The organism is Aquabacterium sp. J223 (genome assembly GCF_024666615.1).
Classification (GTDB): Bacteria; Pseudomonadota; Gammaproteobacteria; order Burkholderiales; family Burkholderiaceae_C; genus J223.
Window position 1 is genome coordinate 3,309,454 of record NZ_CP088297.1, and the last position, 16,806, is coordinate 3,326,259.

A 16,806-nucleotide genomic window follows, 5' to 3' on the forward strand; every position below is an offset into this window, starting at 1 on the left:
GCGGCGGCACGCAGCCGCCGCCCGAGGTGGCCGTCCACTGTGGCGGCGCAACCTCGCGGCGGCAGAAGGGACACCGGCGGTGGGTGTACCGTGTGACGGCTGCCTCGCGTTCGAACGCCGGCCTGTTCCCCTGAGTTGAAGGACCTGCCCTGACCGATACCGTCCCCACCGACCCGCGACCCGACGCCGCCACGGCGAACGACCTGCTGTGCGACCGCGAGCGCGCCGAACTCGAACGCCAGGGCGCCAAGGCGGCGGCCCGCGGCGACGCCCCCAAGACCAACCCGATGCTGGAGCCGCAGAACACCGCCTCGGTCACCGGCGAGCCGCAGGGCCAGTGGGAGGCGCGCCACGATGCGTGGCAAGAGGGCTTCGATGCTCAATCCCGCACCTGACCCGGCCGCCGCTCCGACGCCGGCGGCCCAGGAGCATGTGCTGATCTACGCCTCGCTCAGCGGCGGGCCCGCCATGCGGGTGCCCTGCAACGACCATGGCATGGTCGACCTCGACGGCCTGGGCGAGCAGGGTCGGGTGCGCTACCTGCTGGCCCGCGCGCTGATCGGTCGCGAGTACGACCTGCCGGTGCACGTCGGCCCCGACGAGGCCGGGCACTGCGGCCCGGGCGCCGGTATCAACCGCGTGCCTCGGCCCGCGCCTTGATGGCCTCGAAGTCGGCCGGCCGCGGGTGCAGGTCCAGCCGCCGGCCGGCCTTGACCAGCTGGCTGGGGATGTCGTGGCCGATGAGTCCGGGCAGGCGGCGGCCGGCGGCGAGCAGGCGCTCCAGGTCCACTCCGGTGTCGTAGCCCATCAGCGCCAGCGCGTGGGCGATCTCCTCGGTGCAGACATTGCCCGTCGCGCCGGGCGCGTAGGGGCAGCCGCCGATGCCGCCGACGCTGGCGTCGAAGCGGTCGGCACCGGCGGCGATGCCGGCCAGCACGTTGGCCAGGCCCATGCCGCGGGTGTTGTGGAAGTGCAGGGTCAGTTGGGTGTGCGGGAAGCGCCGGCGGAAGGCGCGGGTCAGCCGCTCCACCTGCGTCGGGTAGGCCATGCCGGTGGTGTCGCACAGGCTGATGCCGTCGCTGCCCATCTCCTGCACGTACCGCGCGCACCAGTCCAGCACCACGTCCTCGGCGACGTCGCCTTCCATCGGGCAGCCGAAGCAGCACGACAGCGACACGTTGATGGGCACGCCGGCCTCGCGCGCCACCGCCGCGGTGTCCTTCAGCGCGGCGAAGCTCTGCGCCTGCGTCATGCGCAGGTTGGTGAGGTTGTGGCTGGCGGTGGCGGACATCACCAGGTTCAGCTCGTCGGCCTTCGATTCCACCGCCCGCTCGGCGCCGCGCGCGTTGGGCACCAGCGCGCTGTAGACCACGCCGGGCCGGCGGTGGATCTCGCGCAGCACGATCTCGGCGTCGCGCAGCTGCGGGATGGCCTTGGGGCTGACGAAGGAGGTGACCTCGATCTTGGCCAGGCCGGCATCGGCCAGCGCGTTGACCAGCGCGATCTTGTCCTCGGTGGGCACGAACTGCGCCTCGACCTGCAGGCCGTCGCGGGTGCCGACCTCCTGCAGGTGGAGGCGCCGCCCGCCGCCGTTCCACACGTCGTTCGTCATGCCACCACCTTCCTGCCGCGCAGGGCGGCGATGTCCTGCTGCGAGAAGCCGATCTCGCCCAGCACGGCGTCGGTGTCGTCGCCCAGCTTCGGCGCCGACGAGCGCACCGCGCCCGGCGTGCCGAGCAGCTTGGGCACGATGCCCGGCACGTCGACCACATGGCCGTCGCGCGTGGTCTGCTTCAGGATCATGTCGCGCGCCCGGTAGTGCGGGTCCTCGACGATGTCCTTGGCGGTGTAGGCCCGGCCGGCCGGCACCTTGGCCTCGCCCAGCACGGCCAGCACCTGGTCGGTGGGGTGCTGCAGCGTCCAGGCCTCGATCGCGGCGTCCAGCTCGTCCACCCGCTCGACGCGGCCGGTGTTGTCGGCCAGCGCCGGGTCTTGCCCCAAGTCGTCGCGGCCGATGGCCGTCATCAACCGCTTGAAGATGCTGTCGCCGTTGCCGGCGACCAGCACCACGCCGCCGTCGGCACAGCGGTAGGCATTGCTCGGCGCGATGCCCGGCAGGGCGGAGCCCGCCGGCTCGCGCACCACGCCGAAGGCGCTGTACTCGGGGACCAGGCTCTCCATGACGTTGAACACCGCCTCGTGCAATGCCACGTCGATGACCTGGCCCTTGCCGCCGTTCACCTTGCGGTGGTAGAGCGCCGTCAGCACGCCGATGACGCCGTGCAGCGCGGCCAGCGTGTCGCCGATGGAGATGCCGCAGCGCACCGGCACCCGGCCCGGCTCGCCGGTCAGGTGGCGCAGGCCGCCCATGGCCTCGCCGATGGCGCCGAAGCCCGGCAGGTCGCGGCAGGGGCCGGTCTGCCCGTAGCCGCTGATGCGCAGCATGATCAGCCCCGGGTTGTGCCTGGACAGCTCGTCGTAGCCCATGCCCCAGCCCTCCAGCGTGCCGGGGCGGAAGTTCTCGACCAGCACGTCGGCCTGGGCGATGAGCTTCCTGGCGATGTCCTGGCCTTCGCGGCTGCGCAGGTCCAGCGCCACCGAGCGCTTGTTGCGCGACTGCACCTGCCACCAGACGGAGGTGCCGTCCTGGATCAGCCGCCAGTTGCGCAGCGGGTCGCCGGCGCCCGGCGGCTCGATCTTGACCACGTCGGCGCCGAAGTCGCCGAGCGTCTTGCCGGCGAACGGTCCGGCAATGAGCTGGCCCATCTCGACGACCTTCAGGCCCTGCAGGGCTTGCGGTTGCATCTCTCGCTCCTCTCGCTTCGATCCAGGGTCGCGCCGCGTTCCTCGACGGGCTTCGCCCGCGGCTGGGGCACGATGGGTTGATGGTGCGATTCTGGTCATCGCCCGGGCGCGGCGGAATGACCGGTTCGCGAGCCCTGCTTTCGCGAAGCGTGAAACGACGGGTTAACCCGGCGCCGCGCCGGCCACCAGGTGGTCCAGCAGCAGCCGCACCGGCCGAGCCAGGGCGGTGAGGTCGCGCACGCCCAGCAGCAGCTCGCGCGCCACCCAGGCGTCGGCGATCTCCAGCCGGGCCAGGCCCATGGAGCGCAGGTGCGGCTGCACCGCGGCGTCGGGCAGCACCGCCACGCCGAGGCCGGCGGCCACCATCTGGCACATGGCGTCGAAGCTGCGCACGTGGATGCGCACCCGCAGGCGGCGGCCCAGCGCGGTCGTTTCGGCGTCGAGCCGCTGCGCCAGCGAGGTGCCGGCCGGCAGGCTCACGAAGTCCAGGTCGGTCAACTCGACGAACGGGATGGGGCCCTGGTCGGCGCGTGCCGCCAGCGCATGGTCGGCCGGCACCACCAGCACCAGCCGGTCGCGGCGGTACGGCAGCGTCTGCAGGCCGAAGGCCGGCGTGCGCTCGGCGAAGATGCCCAGGTCGGCCCGGCCGTCGACCACCGCCAGCACCGCCTCGCGGCTGTTCAGCTCCTCCAGCTCGAGGCGCAGGCCGGCGTGCGCGGCGACGAAGCGCGCCAGGTCGGCGGGCAGGAACTGCGTCACCGCCGAGGTGTTGGCCACCAGCCGCACCACGCCGACGATGCCGGCGGCATGGTCCGACAGGTCGGCCGCCAGCAGGTCGACGTCGGCCAGGATGCGCTGCGCATGCCGGTGCAGCGCCTCGCCGGCCAGGGTGAGCGTCACCCCGCGCGAATGCCGCTCCAGCAGCTCCGCGCCCACCGCGTCCTCCAGGTCCGAGATGCGCTTGCTGGCGGCGCCCACCGCCAGGTGCGCCAGCTCGGCACCACGGCTGATGCTGCCGCTGCGCACGACGAGGTTGAACAGCGACAGCGAGACGAGGTCGAGGCGGTGCAGGTTCACGGCGGCGGCGGTGGGAGCGGCGGCGGACGCGGCAGCGTAACCGCCGCCGGCGCGGCGCGGCCGGCCGGCCCCACCGCGTGATCACCCGATGGCAGGGCCGGGCCGGCCGGGTTCCACTCGCGCTTGTCGAAAGCCGATGCAAGGACCGCCATGAACCCCCCTCCCGTCGTCTCCTGCTCGTGGCCGCGCTGGCGCTGGCCGGCTGCGCCACGTCGCCACCGCCGGCCGAGGTGCTGGACCGGGCGCTCAAGGCCACCGGCGCCGACCGGCTGGACAGCCTGCGCTACGAAGCCGCCGGCACCGGCGCCACCTTCGGCCAGGCCTACACCGCCGGCGGCGCCTGGCCGCGCATCACCGTGCATGGCGTCACCCGCCACATCGACTACCGCGCCGCCGCCATGCGCGAGGAGATCATGCTCAGCCGGGCCGAGCCGCAGGGCGGCGGCGGCTACCCGCTGTCGGGCCAGCAGCGCAACGACCAGTACCTGTCGGGCGAGCTGGCCTGGAACCTGGCCGGCACCAACGTCACGCCCGGCGGCCGCTTCGTCGCCGAGCGCATCCACCAGCTCTGGGTGACGCCGCACGGCGCGCTCAAGGCGGCGCAGCGCCACGGCGCCACCGCCGCCCGCGGCGAGGACGGCGGCAGCGCCATCGCCTTCACCGTGCCGGGACGGCTGGCGGCCACGGTGCACGTCGGCGCCGACGGGCTGGTCCGCCGCATCGACTCCACCTTCCCCGACCCGGTGATGGGGGACACCCGCGCCGTCACCCGCTACGGCGACTGGCGCGACGCCGGCGGCGGCGTGCGTTTCCCGATGCGCATCGAGCAGAGCGTGGGCGGGCACCCCACGCTCGCGCTGGCGGTCACCGCCGTGCAGCCGAACGCGCCGGTGTCGCTGCCGGTGCCCGACGCCGCCCGCGACACCACCGAGCGCGTCACCGCCGACGTGGCCGCGCCCGGCGTCTGGTTCCTCGGCGGCGGCTCGCACAACAGCGTGCTGATCGAGCAGACCGACCACCTCATCCTGGTCGAGGCGCCGCTGGGCGACGCGCGCTCGCAGGCGGTGATCGACCGCGCCAAGGCGCTGGTGCCGAACAAGCCCATCCGCTGGCTGGTCAACAGCCACCCGCACTTCGACCATGCCGGCGGGCTGCGCACCGCGGTGGCCGAGGGCGCCACCATCGTCACCCACCAGGCCAACGTGCCGTGGCTGGAGCGGCTGTTCGCGCAGCCCAACAGCGTGCGGCCCGACGCAATGGCGCGCGCCGGCAAGCCGCCGCGCCTGCGTGGCGTCGGCGACCGGGCCGACATCGGCGATGCGGCGCGGCCGGTGGAACTGCACCGCATCACCGGCGGGCCGCACCACGACGGCATGGTGATGGTCTGGCTGCCGCGCGAGCGGCTGCTGATCGAGGCCGACGCCTTCACCCCGCCGCCGCCCAACACGCCGCCGCCGGCCGTGCCCAACGCGAACAACGTCAACCTGGTCGAGAACATCGAGCGGCTGAAGCTGCCGGTGGACCGCATCCTGCCGCTGCACGGCCGGGTGGTGCCGCTGGCCGCGTTGTACGAGGCCACCGGCCGCACGCCGCCGCGCTGACGGCGGCCGCCCCGGCGCCGGCGTCACACCGCCGGCAGCCGGTCGATCAGCTTGTCCAGCGTCACCGGGTAGTCGCGCACGCGCACCCCGGTGGCGTGGTGGACGGCGTTGGCCACCGCGGCGGCGATGCCGCAGATGCCCAGCTCGCCCACGCCCTTGGCCTTCATCGGCGACGAGATGGGGTCGGTCTCGTCGAGGAAGATCACCTCCTGGTGCGGGATGTCGGCGTGCACCGGCACCTCGTAGCCGGCCAGGTCGTGGTTGACGAAGAACCCGTAGCCCTGGCGCTTGTCCACCGCCAGCTCCTCCATCAGCGCCGCGCCCACGCCCATGGTCATGGCGCCGATGACCTGGCTGCGCGCCGACTTGGGGTTGAGGATGCGGCCGGCCGCGCACACCGCCAGCATGCGGCGCACGCGCACCTCGCCGGTGTAGGCGTCCACGCCCACCTCGACGAAGTGGCTGCCGAAGGTGGCCTGCTGGTAGCGCTTGTCGAGGTCGCCGTACTCGATGCCGTCCTCGGCCGCCAGGCCGGTCAGGCCGGCCGCCTGCGACAGCGGCCGGCTGCGGCCGCCGTGGCGGACCTCGCCGTCGGCGAACGTCGCGTCGGCCGGCAGGCCGAGCCGCTGCGCCGCCGCCTCGCGCAGCTTCATGCAGGCGGCGTAGACGCCCGCGGTCGAGTTGTTGCCGCCCCACTGCCCGCCGGAACCGCAGGACGCGGGAAAGGCCGAATCGCCCAGCCGCACCTTCACCCGCTCCAGCGGCAGGCCCATCACCTCGGCCGCGGTCTGGGCGATGATGGTGTAGCTGCCGGTGCCGATGTCGGTCATGTCGGTCTCGACGGTGACCCCACCCTGCGGGTCCAGCCGCACCCGCGCCGCCGACTTGGTCACCAGGTTGTTGCGGAACGCCGCCGCCACGCCCTGCCCCACCCACCAGCGGCCCTCGCGCCGCTGCGCCGGCTTAGGCGCGCGCTGCGCCCAGCCGAAACGCTCGGCGCCCAGCCGCAGGCACTCGACCAGGCGGCGCTGCGAGAACGGCCGCGGCGGCTTCTCGGGGTCGACCTGGGTGTCGTTGAGGATCCGGAACTCCACCGGGTCCAGGCCCAGCTTCTCGGCCATCTCGTCGATGGCGACCTCCAGCGCCATCATGCCCGGCGCCTCGCCGGGGGCGCGCATGGCGTTGCCTTCGGGCAGGTCCAGCACCGCGAGCTTGGTGGACGTCATGCGGTTCGCGCCGGCATAGAGCAGCCGCGTCTGGTTGACCGCGGTCTCGGCCTGGCCTTCGGGCAGGTCGCCCGACCAGCTCTCGTGCGCGATGGCGGTGATGCGGCCGTCGCGTCCGGCGCCGATGCGGATGCGCTGCAGCGTGGCCGGCCGGTGGGTGGTGTTGTTGGCGATGAGCGGCCGCTGCAGCGCCACCTTCACCGGCCGCCGCGCGGCGCGCGCGCCCAGCGCCGCCAGCACCGCGTCGGCGCGCACGAAGAGCTTGCCGCCGAAACCGCCGCCGATGAAGGGCGACACCAGCCGCACCTTCTCCTTCGGCAGGCCGAGCGTCTTGGCCAGGTCGCCGACGCTCCAGTCGATCATCTGGTTGGAGGTCCACACCGTCAGCCGGTCGCCGCGCCAGGCGGCGAGGGTGGCGTGCGGCTCCATCATGGCGTGCGACTGGTCGGGCGTGGTGTAGGCCGCGTCGAGCTGCACCGGCGCCGCGGCGAAGGCGGCGTCGAAGTCGCCGACCTTGGTTTCCGACGGCCCGGCGAAGGGGGTGGGCTCGGGCGGCTGGGCGGCGGACTTCTCGGCGGCGAGGTCGAACCTGCCGGGCTGGCGCTCGTAGGCCACCTTCACCCGCTGCGCGGCGTCGCGCGCCTGCTCGAAGGTCGCCGCCACCACCAGCGCCACCGCCTGGTGGTAGTGCTGCACCTCGGGCCCGGCCAGCAGCCGGGCGGTGTTGTACTGGCCCTTGTCCAGCTTGCCGGCGTTGCGCGCGGTGACGATGGCGATCACGCCCGGCATGGCGCGCGCCTCGCGCAGGTCCATCGAGGCGATGCGGCCCTTGGCGATGCCGGCGCCGACGACGACGCCGTAGGCCGGCTTGCGCGCCACGTCGTGCCGCTCGTAGGCGTAGGGCGCCCGGCCGCTGGTCTTCAGCGGGCCGTCGATGCGGTCGACGGGCCGGCCCACGACCTTGAGCTGGTCGATCGGGTTGGTGGTGGCGGGGGTGTCGAACTTCATGTCAATGGCTCCGTCGAACATCGGGCGCATGCGACGCACGACGCGGTGGCTGATCCCCGTGGGGACAGGTCGCCGCAGGCGACCAGGGGCTGCGGTCATGCAGTCCGCGCCCGACCCGATCCGGGTTTCCAGTCGGGTTGGGTGCCGCCGCAGGGGCGGCCGCCAGACGGCCGGGGGTGGTCATGTCAGGCCCGCGCCTCGGCCAGCACCGCGGCCAGCGTGCGTTCGACCAGCGGCAGCTTGAAGGCGTTGTCGTGGCTGGGCCGGGCGCCGGCCATGAGCTGGGCGGCCATCGGCCGCGCGCCCTGGGGCAGCAGCGGCTCGGCGGCCTCGACCCGCCAGGGCTTGTGGGCGACGCCGCCCACCGCCACCCGCCCGCTGCCGTCGGGCTGCACGATGGCCGCCACCGACACCAGGGCGAAGGCGTAGGAGCTGCGGTCGCGCACCTTGCGGTAGAGCTGCCGCCCGCCCACCGGCCGCGGCAGGTTGACCGCGGTGATCAGCTCGTCGCGCTCCAGCACCGTCTCGACGTGCGGCGTGCTGCCGGGCAGGCGGTGGAAGTCGGCGATCGGGATGACGCGGGCGCGGCCGTCGGGGCGGATGGTCTCCACCGAGGCGTCGAGCACCCGCAGCGCCACCGCCATGTCGCTCGGGTGGGTGGCGATGCAGGCCTCGCTGCCGCCGATGACCGCCAGCTGCCGCGACACCCCGCCCTGCGCGCTGCAGCCGCTGCCCGGCTGGCGCTTGTTGCAGGGCTGCGCGGTGTCGTAGAAGTAGGCGCAGCGGGTGCGCTGCAGCAGGTTGCCGGCGGTGGTGGCGCGGTTGCGCAGCTGGCCCGACGCACCGGCCAGCAGGGCGCGCGACAGCACGCCGTAGTCGCGGCGCACCCGCTCGTCGGCCGCGAGGTCGGTGTTGCGCACCAGCGCGCCCACCTTCAGGCCGCCGTCGGGCATCGGCTCGATGCGGTCCAGCCCCAGGCCGTTGACGTCGACCAGGTGCGGCGGCGCCTCGATCTGCAGCTTCATCAGGTCGAGCAGGTTGGTGCCGCCGGCGATGAACTTGGCGCCCGGCGTGCGGGCGATCGCCGCGGCGGCGTCCGCCGGCAGCTTGGCCTTCTCGTAGGTGAAGGGCTTCATGGCTTCACCCCTGCCACCTCGCCCACCGCGTCGATGATGTTGCTGTAGGCGCCGCAGCGGCAGAGGTTGCCGCTGAGCCGCTCGCGCAGTTCGTCGGCCGACAGCAGCGGGCGCGCCGTCAGGTCGGCGGTGACGTGGCTGGGCACGCCGCGCTGCAGTTCGTCCAGCGCGCCGACCGCCGAGCAGACCTGACCCGGGGTGCAGTAGCCGCACTGGTAGCCGTCGTGCCGGACGAACGCCGCCTGCAGCGGGTGCAGCTTCTCGGGCGAGCCCAGGCCCTCGATGGTGGTGACCTGCGCGCCCTCGTGCATCACCGCCAGCGTCAGGCAGCTGTTGATGCGCCGTCCGTCGAGCAGCACCGTGCAGGCGCCGCACTGGCCGTGGTCGCAGCCCTTCTTCGTGCCGGTGAGCTGCAGGTGCTCGCGCAGCAGGTCGAGCAGGCTGGTGCGGTGGTCGACCGCCAGCGTTCGAGGCGTGCCGTTGACGGTGAGCGTGAGGGTGGCGGACGGCAGCTCGGGCGTGGCGGCGTGCGCCGCCGGCGCGGCGGTGCCGCCGACGACGGCGGTCGACGCGGCGCCGGCGATCAGCAGCTCGCGGCGCGACATCGCCGCGGCCTCGTGGAAATCGTCCATCGGCGGATCCTCGTGAAGGGCATAGACGTGCGGCGGCAGCCAACGTCGTGCCCGGGCCGGACCCGGGACGCCGACGGCGCCGGGTATGGTGCGGCGCATGGCCGACGCCCCGTTCTCGCTCCGTCGCATCGCCGTCTCCGCCTTCGGCCCGTCGCTGCTCTTCGGCATCGGCGAAGGCGCCATCCTCCCGGTGGTGCCCATCACCGCGCGCGAGCTCGGCGCCTCGGTGCCGGTGGCGGCGCTGGTGGCGATGCTCATCGGCCTGGGCGCGCTGGTCAGCAACATCCCCGCGTCGCTGGTCACGCTGCGCTGGGGGGAACGCTGGGCCATCGTCGTGGCCGGGGTCTGGTGCGCGCTCGGCATGGCGCTGTGCGCCCTCACCTCGGACCTGGCGCTGTTCGCCGTCGGCTGCTTCATGGTGGGCATGTCGCAGGCCACGTTCAACCTGGCGCGGCAGAGCTACCTCACCGAAGCCGTGCCGATCGGCTTTCGCGCCCGCGCGCTGTCGACGCTCGGCGGGGTGATGCGCATCGGCATGTTCATCGGCCCGTTCGCCGCCGCGGCGGCGATGCACCGCTTCGGCCTGCCGGCGGCCTACGCCGTCGGCGTGGTGGCGCTGCTCGCGGCCACGGCCGTCGCCGCCCGGCTGCCCGACCTGGTGCCCGAGTCGCAGCGCGTCGCGCCGGGCGAGGCGGCGGCCCCCCGGCCGACGCTGCGGTCCACCCTGCGCGATCACCGGCGCGTCTTCCTCACGCTCGGCCTCGGCGTGATGTTCATCAGCGCGGTGCGGGCGGCACGCCAGGTGGTCGTTCCGCTGTGGGCCGACCAGCTGGCCTTGGCGCCGTCGGTGGTGTCGCTGATCTACGGCGTCTCGGCCGGCCTGGACATGCTGGTCTTCTACCCCGCCGGCAAGGTCATGGACCGGCGCGGCCGGCTGTGGGTGGTGGTGCCGTCCATGCTCATCATGGGTGGCGGCCTGCTGCTGATGCCGCTGGCCCATTCGGCCGCCGGGCTGCTGCTGGTGGCCGCGGCCATCGGCTTCGGCAACGGCATCGGCTCGGGGGTGATCATGACGCTCGGTGCCGACCACTCGCCACGCCAGGGCCGGGCGCACTTCCTCGGCGTCTGGCGGCTGATGTCCGACATCGGTTCGTCCTGCGGCCCGGCGCTGCTGTCCTTCCTCACCGCCGCGCTGTCGCTGGGCGCGGGCATTGCTGCCACGGGCCTGCTGGCGCTGGCCGCGGCGGCGCAGCTGGGGTACTGGATACCGCGCAGCCGGCGCCGCCCCTGAGGGGATGGGCAGAATCCGCCCCCGTCGCGGCCGCTGCCGCCGCCCCCGCCGGCCCGGCCGGCGCCCGCCACCCGCACCAACCGCCCCCGGTGAAGCTCGACGTCCAGACGCTCTTCGTGGCGATGTTCGCCGCCTTCCTGCTCTTCGGCCTGACGCTGACCATGTCGCGCCGCTCGCTGCCCGACCGGCCCGAACTGGCCGCCTGGGCCACCGGCACCTGGTGCATGGTCGGTGCCTTCGTGCTGCTGGCGCTGCGGCTGGTCGGACCCGAATGGGTGTCGGTGATCGGCGGCAACGTGCTGATGTTCGTCGCCATCCACCTCAACGGCCGGGCGCTGCACCGCTTCGTCACCGGCGGGCCGCCGCCGCGCTGGCAGCTGCTCGCACCGGTGGCGGGCGCGGTGCTGATCACGCTGCTGCACACCCGGCCGGTGGCCGAGCGCACGGCGGTGGTGTCGGTGACGCTGGCGCTGCAGGGGCTGCCGATGGTGTGGGTGGCGCTGCGCGGCGGCCGCGCCGCCGAACCCTCCCTGCGCACCGTCGGCATCGCGGTGGCCCTCGGCGTGGTCGCGCTCGCGGCGCGGACGGTGCACGCCCTGTCGTCCCCGGCCGACTACGCCACCTTCTGGCAGACCAGCCTGGGCAACGGCGCCACCTACCTGGCCGGCTACCTGTTCCCGCTCGGCGCGGGCATCGGCTTCATCGTCGCCAACCTGGAACGCACCGCCGGCCAGCTGCGCGAGCAGGCCACCTACGACGGGCTGACCGGCTGCTTGCGGCGCAGCGTCTTCACCACGCTGCTGGAACAAGCCTGCCGGCGCGCCCGCCGCGACGGCCAGCCGCTGGCGCTGGTGCTGCTGGACATCGACCACTTCAAGGCCATCAACGACGGCCACGGCCACCAGGCCGGCGACCACGTGCTGCAGCGCTTCGCGCAGGCCGTGCGGGAACGCCTGCGCGCCTCCGACGTGCTGGGCCGGGTGGGCGGCGAGGAGTTCGCCGTGCTGCTGCCAGCCACCTCGGCGGACGGCGCCCGCCATGTCGCCGAGCAGCTGCGCCAGGCCGTGCAGGCGCTGGCCGTCGAGGTGGGCGCGTCGCGGCCGCTGGCGGTGACCGTGTCGGCCGGCGTCGCCCTGCTGGGTGCGACCGACGACGCGGCGGCGCTGTTCCAGTCCGCCGACGCCGCGCTGTACGAGGCCAAGCGCGCCGGGCGCAACCGGGTGCACGGGGCGGTCGCCGCCGCGACCCGTCCGTCCACGCCGCAGGCCGCCACACAGGAGCCCTGACCATGCAACGCCGCCACGCCAGCCTCGCCCTGCTGCTGCTCGTGCCGCCGCACCGCGCGGTCGCCGCGCTGTCCGAGGGCGACGCCAGCGCCGGCGTGCGCGCGGCGCTGGAGCGGGGCGCGGGCCTGGCGGTGGCACGGCTGGGCCGGCCCGACGGCTTCTTCGCCGACCCGCGGCTGCGCATCCCGCTGCCCGGACCGCTGGAGCAGGCGTCGGCGCTGCTGCGGCTGGCCGGCCAGCAGCAGAAGGTCGACGAGCTGGTGCTGGCGATGAACCGGGCGGCCGAAGCGGCGGTGCCGCAGGCCAGGCCGCTGCTGGTGAACGCGGTGAAGTCGATGAGCGTGGAGGACGCGCTGGCCGTCGTGCGCGGCGGCGACGACTCGGTGACCCGCTTCTTCGCGGGCAAGACCCGCGAGCCGCTGTTCGCCCAGTTGCTGCCGCTGGTCACCCGCGCCACCGAGAAGGTGGCACTGGCGCAGCGCTACAACGCGCTGGCCGAGCGGCTGGCACGCGCCGGCCTGGTCAGGCAGGACGAGGTGCAGCTCGAACGCCACGTCACCGCCAAGACGCTGGACGGCCTGTACCTGGCCATCGGCGAAGAGGAGCGCCGCATCCGCCAGGACCCGGTGGGCACCGGCAGCGCCATCCTCAAGAAGGTCTTCGGCGGCTGATGGAGCCCCCGGCCCCGGTGTACCGGGACCACCCCCGCGGGGGTGTTCAGCCGGCGTGGTCGGCCCGGCGCCGGCTGGACTTCGCCTGTTCAAAGCTGCTCGTGCAGCAGGTACAGCGTGCGGTCGAGCAGCCGGTGGCGCAGGCCGCGGCGCTGCCAGCGGTCGAGCTGCAGCTCTCGGCATTCGGCCTGGTCGCGCTCGAAGATGGCCATCAGCCGCTGCGCCAGCGCCGGGTCGAGCAGGCCCAGCGTGATCTCGTCGTTGATCTCGAACGAGCGGTCGTCGAAGTTGCTGGAGCCCACCGCGCACCAGCGGCCGTCGACGGTCATCACCTTCTGGTGCAGCAGGGTGTGCGGGTACTCGAAGATGCGCACGCCGCCGGCCAGCAGTTCGGCGAAGCGGTGGTGCGCCGCGTGCTGCACGATGGGCATGTCGGACGCTTCGGCCGCCGGCACCATCACCCGCACGTCGACGCCCCGCTTCACCGCGGCGCACAGCGCCCGCACCGCCTCGGTCTGCGGCAGGAAGTAGGGGTTCTGGATCCACAGCCGTTCGCGCGCGATGCACAGCACCATGTGGTGCAGGATCTTCACCGCCGGCGCGGCGCGCTCGGGCTTGGCCCGGGCGGCGTGGATGGGCACGTCGCCGGCGGGCGCCAGCACCGGGAACACGCCCTCGCCGACGAACAGCTCGCCGGTCTCGGCCACCCAGTTCTCGCTGAACGACGACTGCACCGAATGCACCGCCGGCCCGTGCAGCCGCAGCGCCAGGTCGTGGAAGCGCAGGCCGGGGCCGCCGTCGTGCAGCCAGTCGTCGACGATGCAGTGGCCGCCGACCAGCGCCACCCGGCCGTCGAACACCACCGCCTTGCGGTGGTTGCGCCGGTTGAGCACACCCAGGTTGCGCAGCCGCGCGGTGTGGTAGCGCACCACCTTGCAGCCGGCGTCGCGCATCTCGCGTTCGCTGGCCTCGCCCATGCCGCTGCAGCCGCGGTCGTCGAGCATCACCCGCACCACCAGGCCGTCGCGGGCCCGCTGCGCCAGCGCGGCCGCCAGCCGCCGGCCGACGCGGCCCTCCTTCCACAGGAAGGTCTCGAAGTGGATGGAGGTGCGGGCGCGCTCGATCTCCTCGAACAGCGCGTCGAAGAAAGCCTGGTTCTCCAGCAGTTCCACCCGGTTGCCGTCAAGAAGCGAGGCATGCGTCAGGCCGCTGAGCGAGGGCAGCAGCCGCTCCAGCGGGTCGCGGCAGTCGAGGGTGAGTTCGGGGTCGCGGTGGCGCTTGATCGACCAGATGACGATGCCCATCACCACGACCGCGAACGCCAGCACGGCCGCCAGCAGGGGCGAGGCCATCGAGTCCATGGCACCCACAGGCAAGGGCCGTACCCTTTGCCTGTGAGCAAACGTGGCGGTGGTCTCCGGCATCATCCGGCCGGCGCCACATCGTCCACTGCACCATGTCCGACCCCGAGATCCAGACCGTTTCCAGCCGAGAGGTCTACCGCAACCGCTGGATCTCGGTGCGCGAGGACCGCATCCGCCGCGCCGACGGCAGCGACGGGCTGTACAGCGTGGTCGACAAGAAGGACTTTGCCGTCATCGCCGCGGTGCAGGACGGGCGCGTCTGGCTGGTCGAGCAGTACCGCTACCCGGTGCGCGGCCGCTTCTGGGAGCTGCCGCAGGGCACCTGGGACCGCGACACGGTGGACCCCGAGGGGCTGGCCCGCGCCGAGCTGCGCGAGGAAACCGGCCTCGAGGCCGAGCACCTGCAGCACGCCGGCCGGCTGTGCCTGGCCTACGGCCTGACCCCGCAGGCCTACGACATCTTCCTGGCCACCGGCCTGACCGAGCACCCGCCGCAGCGCGAGCCGGAGGAGCAGGGCCTGATCGCCCGCGCCGTGCCGCTGGCCGAACTCGACGCGATGATGCGCGACGGCCGCCTGGTGGACGCCACCACCGTGGCCGTGATGGGGCTGCTGCGGCTGAAGGGCCTGCTCGCCGACTGAGCCCCGCCTGACCGCTTCTGCAGGAGAACCATCCATGGGCGACCCGCTCTTTCCCGGCTTCGCGGCCCGCGACATCGACGTCGGCGACGGCGTGCGGATCCACACCGTCACCGGCGGCGAGGGCCCCCCCGCTGCTGCTGCTGCACGGCTACCCGCAGACGCACGCCCTCTGGCACCGGGTCGCGCCCGCGCTGTCGCCGCATTTCCGCCTGGTGCTGTGCGACCTGCGCGGCTACGGCGACTCCTCCAAGCCGCCCGGCGGCGACGACCACGCGGCCTACAGCAAGCGCGCCATGGCCGCCGACGTGGCCGAGGTAATGCGGAAGCTCGGCCACGAGCGCTTCGCGGTGCTGGCCCACGACCGCGGCGCCCGGGTGGCGCACCGGCTGGCGATGGACCACGCGCCGCGCGTCAGCCGGCTGGTGCTGCTGGACATCGCGCCCACGCTGGCGATGTATGAGGGCACCCGCGAGGCCTTCGCCCGCGCCTACTGGCACTGGTTCTTCCTCATCCAGCCGGCGCCGCTGCCGGAGCGCGCCATCCAGGCCGACACCGCGGCCTGGCTGCGCGACACGATGGCCCGGCGCTTCCCCTCCGGCGTGCTGCCCTTCGACCCCCGCGCCTGGGCCGAGTACGAACGCTGCATCCAGCTGCCCGGCGCGGTGCACGCCATGTGTGAGGACTACCGGGCCTCGGCCGGCATCGACCTGGCGCACGACCGTGCCGACCGCGAGGCGCAGCGGCGGCTGGCGGCGCCGCTGCTGGTGCTGTGGGGGCGCCAGGGCGTCATCGAGCGCTGCTTCGACCCGCTGGCCGAATGGCGCGCGGTGGCCGACGACGTGCGGGGCACCGGGCTGCCCTGCGGCCACTACCTGGCGGAGGAAGCGCCCGAGGACCTGCTGTGCGAAGCGCTGCCCTTCCTGCGGGCCGGCTGATGCAGGGAGATTGGGAACAGCGGTGGTGGTGGGCCGAGCAGAACGCCGGCTTCGGCGTCTGGGACCTCGACGTGCCGGGCAACGTCGTGCACTACTCGCCGCAATGGAAGGCGCTGCTGGGCTACCCGGCCACCGAGGGCGCCGAGCCCACCAGCCTGTGGCGCGGCCGGGTCCACCCCGACGACCTGGGGCCGATGCTGCAGGCGCTGACCTCCTTGCTCGAAGGCGGCCGGTCGGACTACGAGACCGAGTTCCGCCTGCGCGGCGCCGACGGCGGCTACCGCTGGGTGCTGTCGCGTGGGCGGGTGGTGCAGCGCGACGGCGAGGGCCGGGCGCTGCGCGCCATCGGCACGCTGACCGAGCTGACCGGCCGCCGCGAGGCGGAGCAGCGGCGGCTGCTCGCGCAGCAGCAGGTGGCCACCGAACGCGCGGTCGGGCGGTTGATGGGGCTGATGCACCACGGCCTGCGCACCCCGCTCAACGCGGTGCTCGGTTTCGCCCAGCTGATGCAGCAGCCGGGCCGGGTCGACCCGGCCGACCACCGCCGCTATGCGGCGCAGATCGAACGCGCCGGCTGGCATCTGCTGCAGATGGTCGACGACCTGCTCGACCTGGCAGGGCTGGAGCGCGGCGCCCAGCTGCGGCTGCAGCCGCTCGCGCTCGAGCGCGCGCTGCGGGAGGCGGCGGATCCGGTGCGGCGGCTGGCCGATGAACAGGCGGTGACGCTGCTCGCCGATCCGGTGCCGGCCGATGCCCAGGTGCTGGCCGACCCCGAGGCCCTGCGCCGGGTGCTGGGCCACCTGCTGCGCAACGCCGTGCAGCACCACCGTCGCGGCGGCCAGGTGCGGCTGTCGACCGAAGCGGCCGAGGGCGGCTGGCATGTGGTGGTCGCCGACGACGGTCGGGGCATCGCCCCCGAACGGTTGGCACGGGTGTTCGCGCCGCTGCACGGCAGCGCCGAACCCGAGCACCCGAGCGGCGGCCTCGGCCTCGGCCTGCCGCTCAGCCGCGCGTTGGCCGAGGCCATGGGCGGTCGTCTGGCGGTGCTCTCCGCGCCGGGACGGGGCACCGAGGTTCGGCTGCACCTGCCCACCCCCTGAACGGCCGGCGCCGGGGGGTGCACCCGGCGGGCG

General features: G+C 73.9%; 15 protein-coding genes and 1 pseudogene. 9 read left to right on the top strand and 7 right to left on the bottom strand.

The features are described 5' to 3' along the window. Window positions 1-206 precede the first annotated feature (206 nt). Both LRS07_RS22055 and LRS07_RS15760 read left to right on the top strand, forming a co-directional pair. Window positions 207-395, top strand: coding sequence for a CrpP-related protein (locus LRS07_RS22055; RefSeq protein ID WP_312028379.1), 189 nt, complete (start codon window positions 207-209; stop codon window positions 393-395). Then, a complete protein-coding gene (locus LRS07_RS15760; protein ID WP_260498927.1) occupies window positions 376-660 on the top strand; it encodes a hypothetical protein in 285 nt (94 codons plus the stop codon). The genes LRS07_RS22055 and LRS07_RS15760 overlap by 20 nt, the downstream gene beginning before the upstream one ends. Here the strand turns inward: LRS07_RS15760 and LRS07_RS15765 are convergent. The 3 genes from LRS07_RS15765 to LRS07_RS15775 all read right to left on the bottom strand — a co-directional run bounded on the left by LRS07_RS15765 (window position 632) and on the right by LRS07_RS15775 (window position 3,882). Further along, a complete protein-coding gene (locus tag LRS07_RS15765; RefSeq protein ID WP_260498928.1) occupies window positions 632-1,612 on the bottom strand; it encodes a hydroxymethylglutaryl-CoA lyase in 981 nt (326 codons plus the stop codon). The two genes, LRS07_RS15760 and LRS07_RS15765, sit on opposite strands and share 29 nt — an antisense overlap. Beyond that, complete coding sequence (locus LRS07_RS15770; RefSeq protein ID WP_260498929.1) at window positions 1,609-2,805, bottom strand: CaiB/BaiF CoA transferase family protein; 1,197 nt, start codon at window positions 2,803-2,805, stop codon at window positions 1,609-1,611. The genes LRS07_RS15765 and LRS07_RS15770 overlap by 4 nt, the downstream gene beginning before the upstream one ends. Window positions 2,806-2,967: 162 nt before the next feature. Further along, window positions 2,968-3,882, bottom strand: coding sequence for a LysR substrate-binding domain-containing protein (locus tag LRS07_RS15775; protein ID WP_260498930.1), 915 nt, complete (start codon window positions 3,880-3,882; stop codon window positions 2,968-2,970). 179 nt (window positions 3,883-4,061) lie between these two features. Between LRS07_RS15775 and LRS07_RS15780 the strand changes: the two genes are divergently transcribed. Further along, window positions 4,062-5,483 (top strand): MBL fold metallo-hydrolase, encoded by a 1,422-nt coding sequence (locus LRS07_RS15780; protein WP_260498931.1) that lies wholly within the window; start codon window positions 4,062-4,064, stop codon window positions 5,481-5,483. Window positions 5,484-5,506: 23 nt separating this feature from the next. Here LRS07_RS15780 and paoC read toward each other — a convergent pair whose 3' ends face one another. From paoC to paoA, 3 genes are all read right to left on the bottom strand, one after another. Then, complete coding sequence (gene paoC / locus LRS07_RS15785; protein WP_260498932.1) at window positions 5,507-7,717, bottom strand: aldehyde oxidoreductase molybdenum-binding subunit PaoC; 2,211 nt, start codon at window positions 7,715-7,717, stop codon at window positions 5,507-5,509. Window positions 7,718-7,902: 185 nt separating this feature from the next. Then, complete coding sequence (locus LRS07_RS15790; RefSeq protein ID WP_260498933.1) at window positions 7,903-8,853, bottom strand: FAD binding domain-containing protein; 951 nt, start codon at window positions 8,851-8,853, stop codon at window positions 7,903-7,905. Then, complete coding sequence (gene paoA / locus LRS07_RS15795; RefSeq protein ID WP_260498934.1) at window positions 8,850-9,485, bottom strand: aldehyde dehydrogenase iron-sulfur subunit PaoA; 636 nt, start codon at window positions 9,483-9,485, stop codon at window positions 8,850-8,852. Before paoA ends, LRS07_RS15790 begins: the two co-directional genes overlap by 4 nt. Window positions 9,486-9,582: 97 nt before the next feature. Here paoA and LRS07_RS15800 point away from each other — a divergent pair, with 97 nt between their 5' ends. From LRS07_RS15800 to LRS07_RS15810, 3 genes are all read left to right on the top strand, one after another. Then, entirely contained in the window at window positions 9,583-10,776 is a 1,194-nt protein-coding gene (locus tag LRS07_RS15800) for an MFS transporter (RefSeq protein ID WP_260498935.1), read from the top strand. Between the two features lie 89 nt (window positions 10,777-10,865). After that, entirely contained in the window at window positions 10,866-12,062 is a 1,197-nt protein-coding gene (locus tag LRS07_RS15805; protein ID WP_260498936.1) for a GGDEF domain-containing protein, read from the top strand. Window positions 12,063-12,064: 2 nt separating this feature from the next. Further along, window positions 12,065-12,733, top strand: coding sequence for a DUF4197 domain-containing protein (locus LRS07_RS15810; protein ID WP_260498937.1), 669 nt, complete (start codon window positions 12,065-12,067; stop codon window positions 12,731-12,733). Window positions 12,734-12,822: 89 nt separating this feature from the next. Here LRS07_RS15810 and LRS07_RS15815 read toward each other — a convergent pair whose 3' ends face one another. Continuing rightward, window positions 12,823-14,094, bottom strand: coding sequence for a phospholipase D-like domain-containing protein (locus LRS07_RS15815; protein ID WP_260498938.1), 1,272 nt, complete (start codon window positions 14,092-14,094; stop codon window positions 12,823-12,825). Between the two features lie 95 nt (window positions 14,095-14,189). On the opposite strand from LRS07_RS15815, the gene LRS07_RS15820 reads away from it, so the two are divergent. The 3 genes and pseudogenes from LRS07_RS15820 (at window position 14,190) to LRS07_RS15830 (ending at window position 16,773) form a co-directional block, all read left to right on the top strand. Further along, window positions 14,190-14,738 carry an NUDIX domain-containing protein gene (locus LRS07_RS15820; protein WP_260498939.1) on the top strand — a complete coding sequence of 183 codons (549 nt, stop codon included), beginning with the start codon at window positions 14,190-14,192 and terminating at the stop codon, window positions 14,736-14,738. A gap of 34 nt (window positions 14,739-14,772) precedes the next feature. Continuing rightward, a pseudogene (locus LRS07_RS15825) lies at window positions 14,773-15,673 on the top strand (alpha/beta fold hydrolase). Continuing rightward, window positions 15,673-16,773 carry a PAS domain-containing sensor histidine kinase gene (locus LRS07_RS15830; protein WP_260498940.1) on the top strand — a complete coding sequence of 367 codons (1,101 nt, stop codon included), beginning with the start codon at window positions 15,673-15,675 and terminating at the stop codon, window positions 16,771-16,773. The pseudogene LRS07_RS15825 and the gene LRS07_RS15830 overlap by 1 nt, the downstream one beginning before the upstream one ends. Window positions 16,774-16,806: the final 33 nt, after the last annotated feature.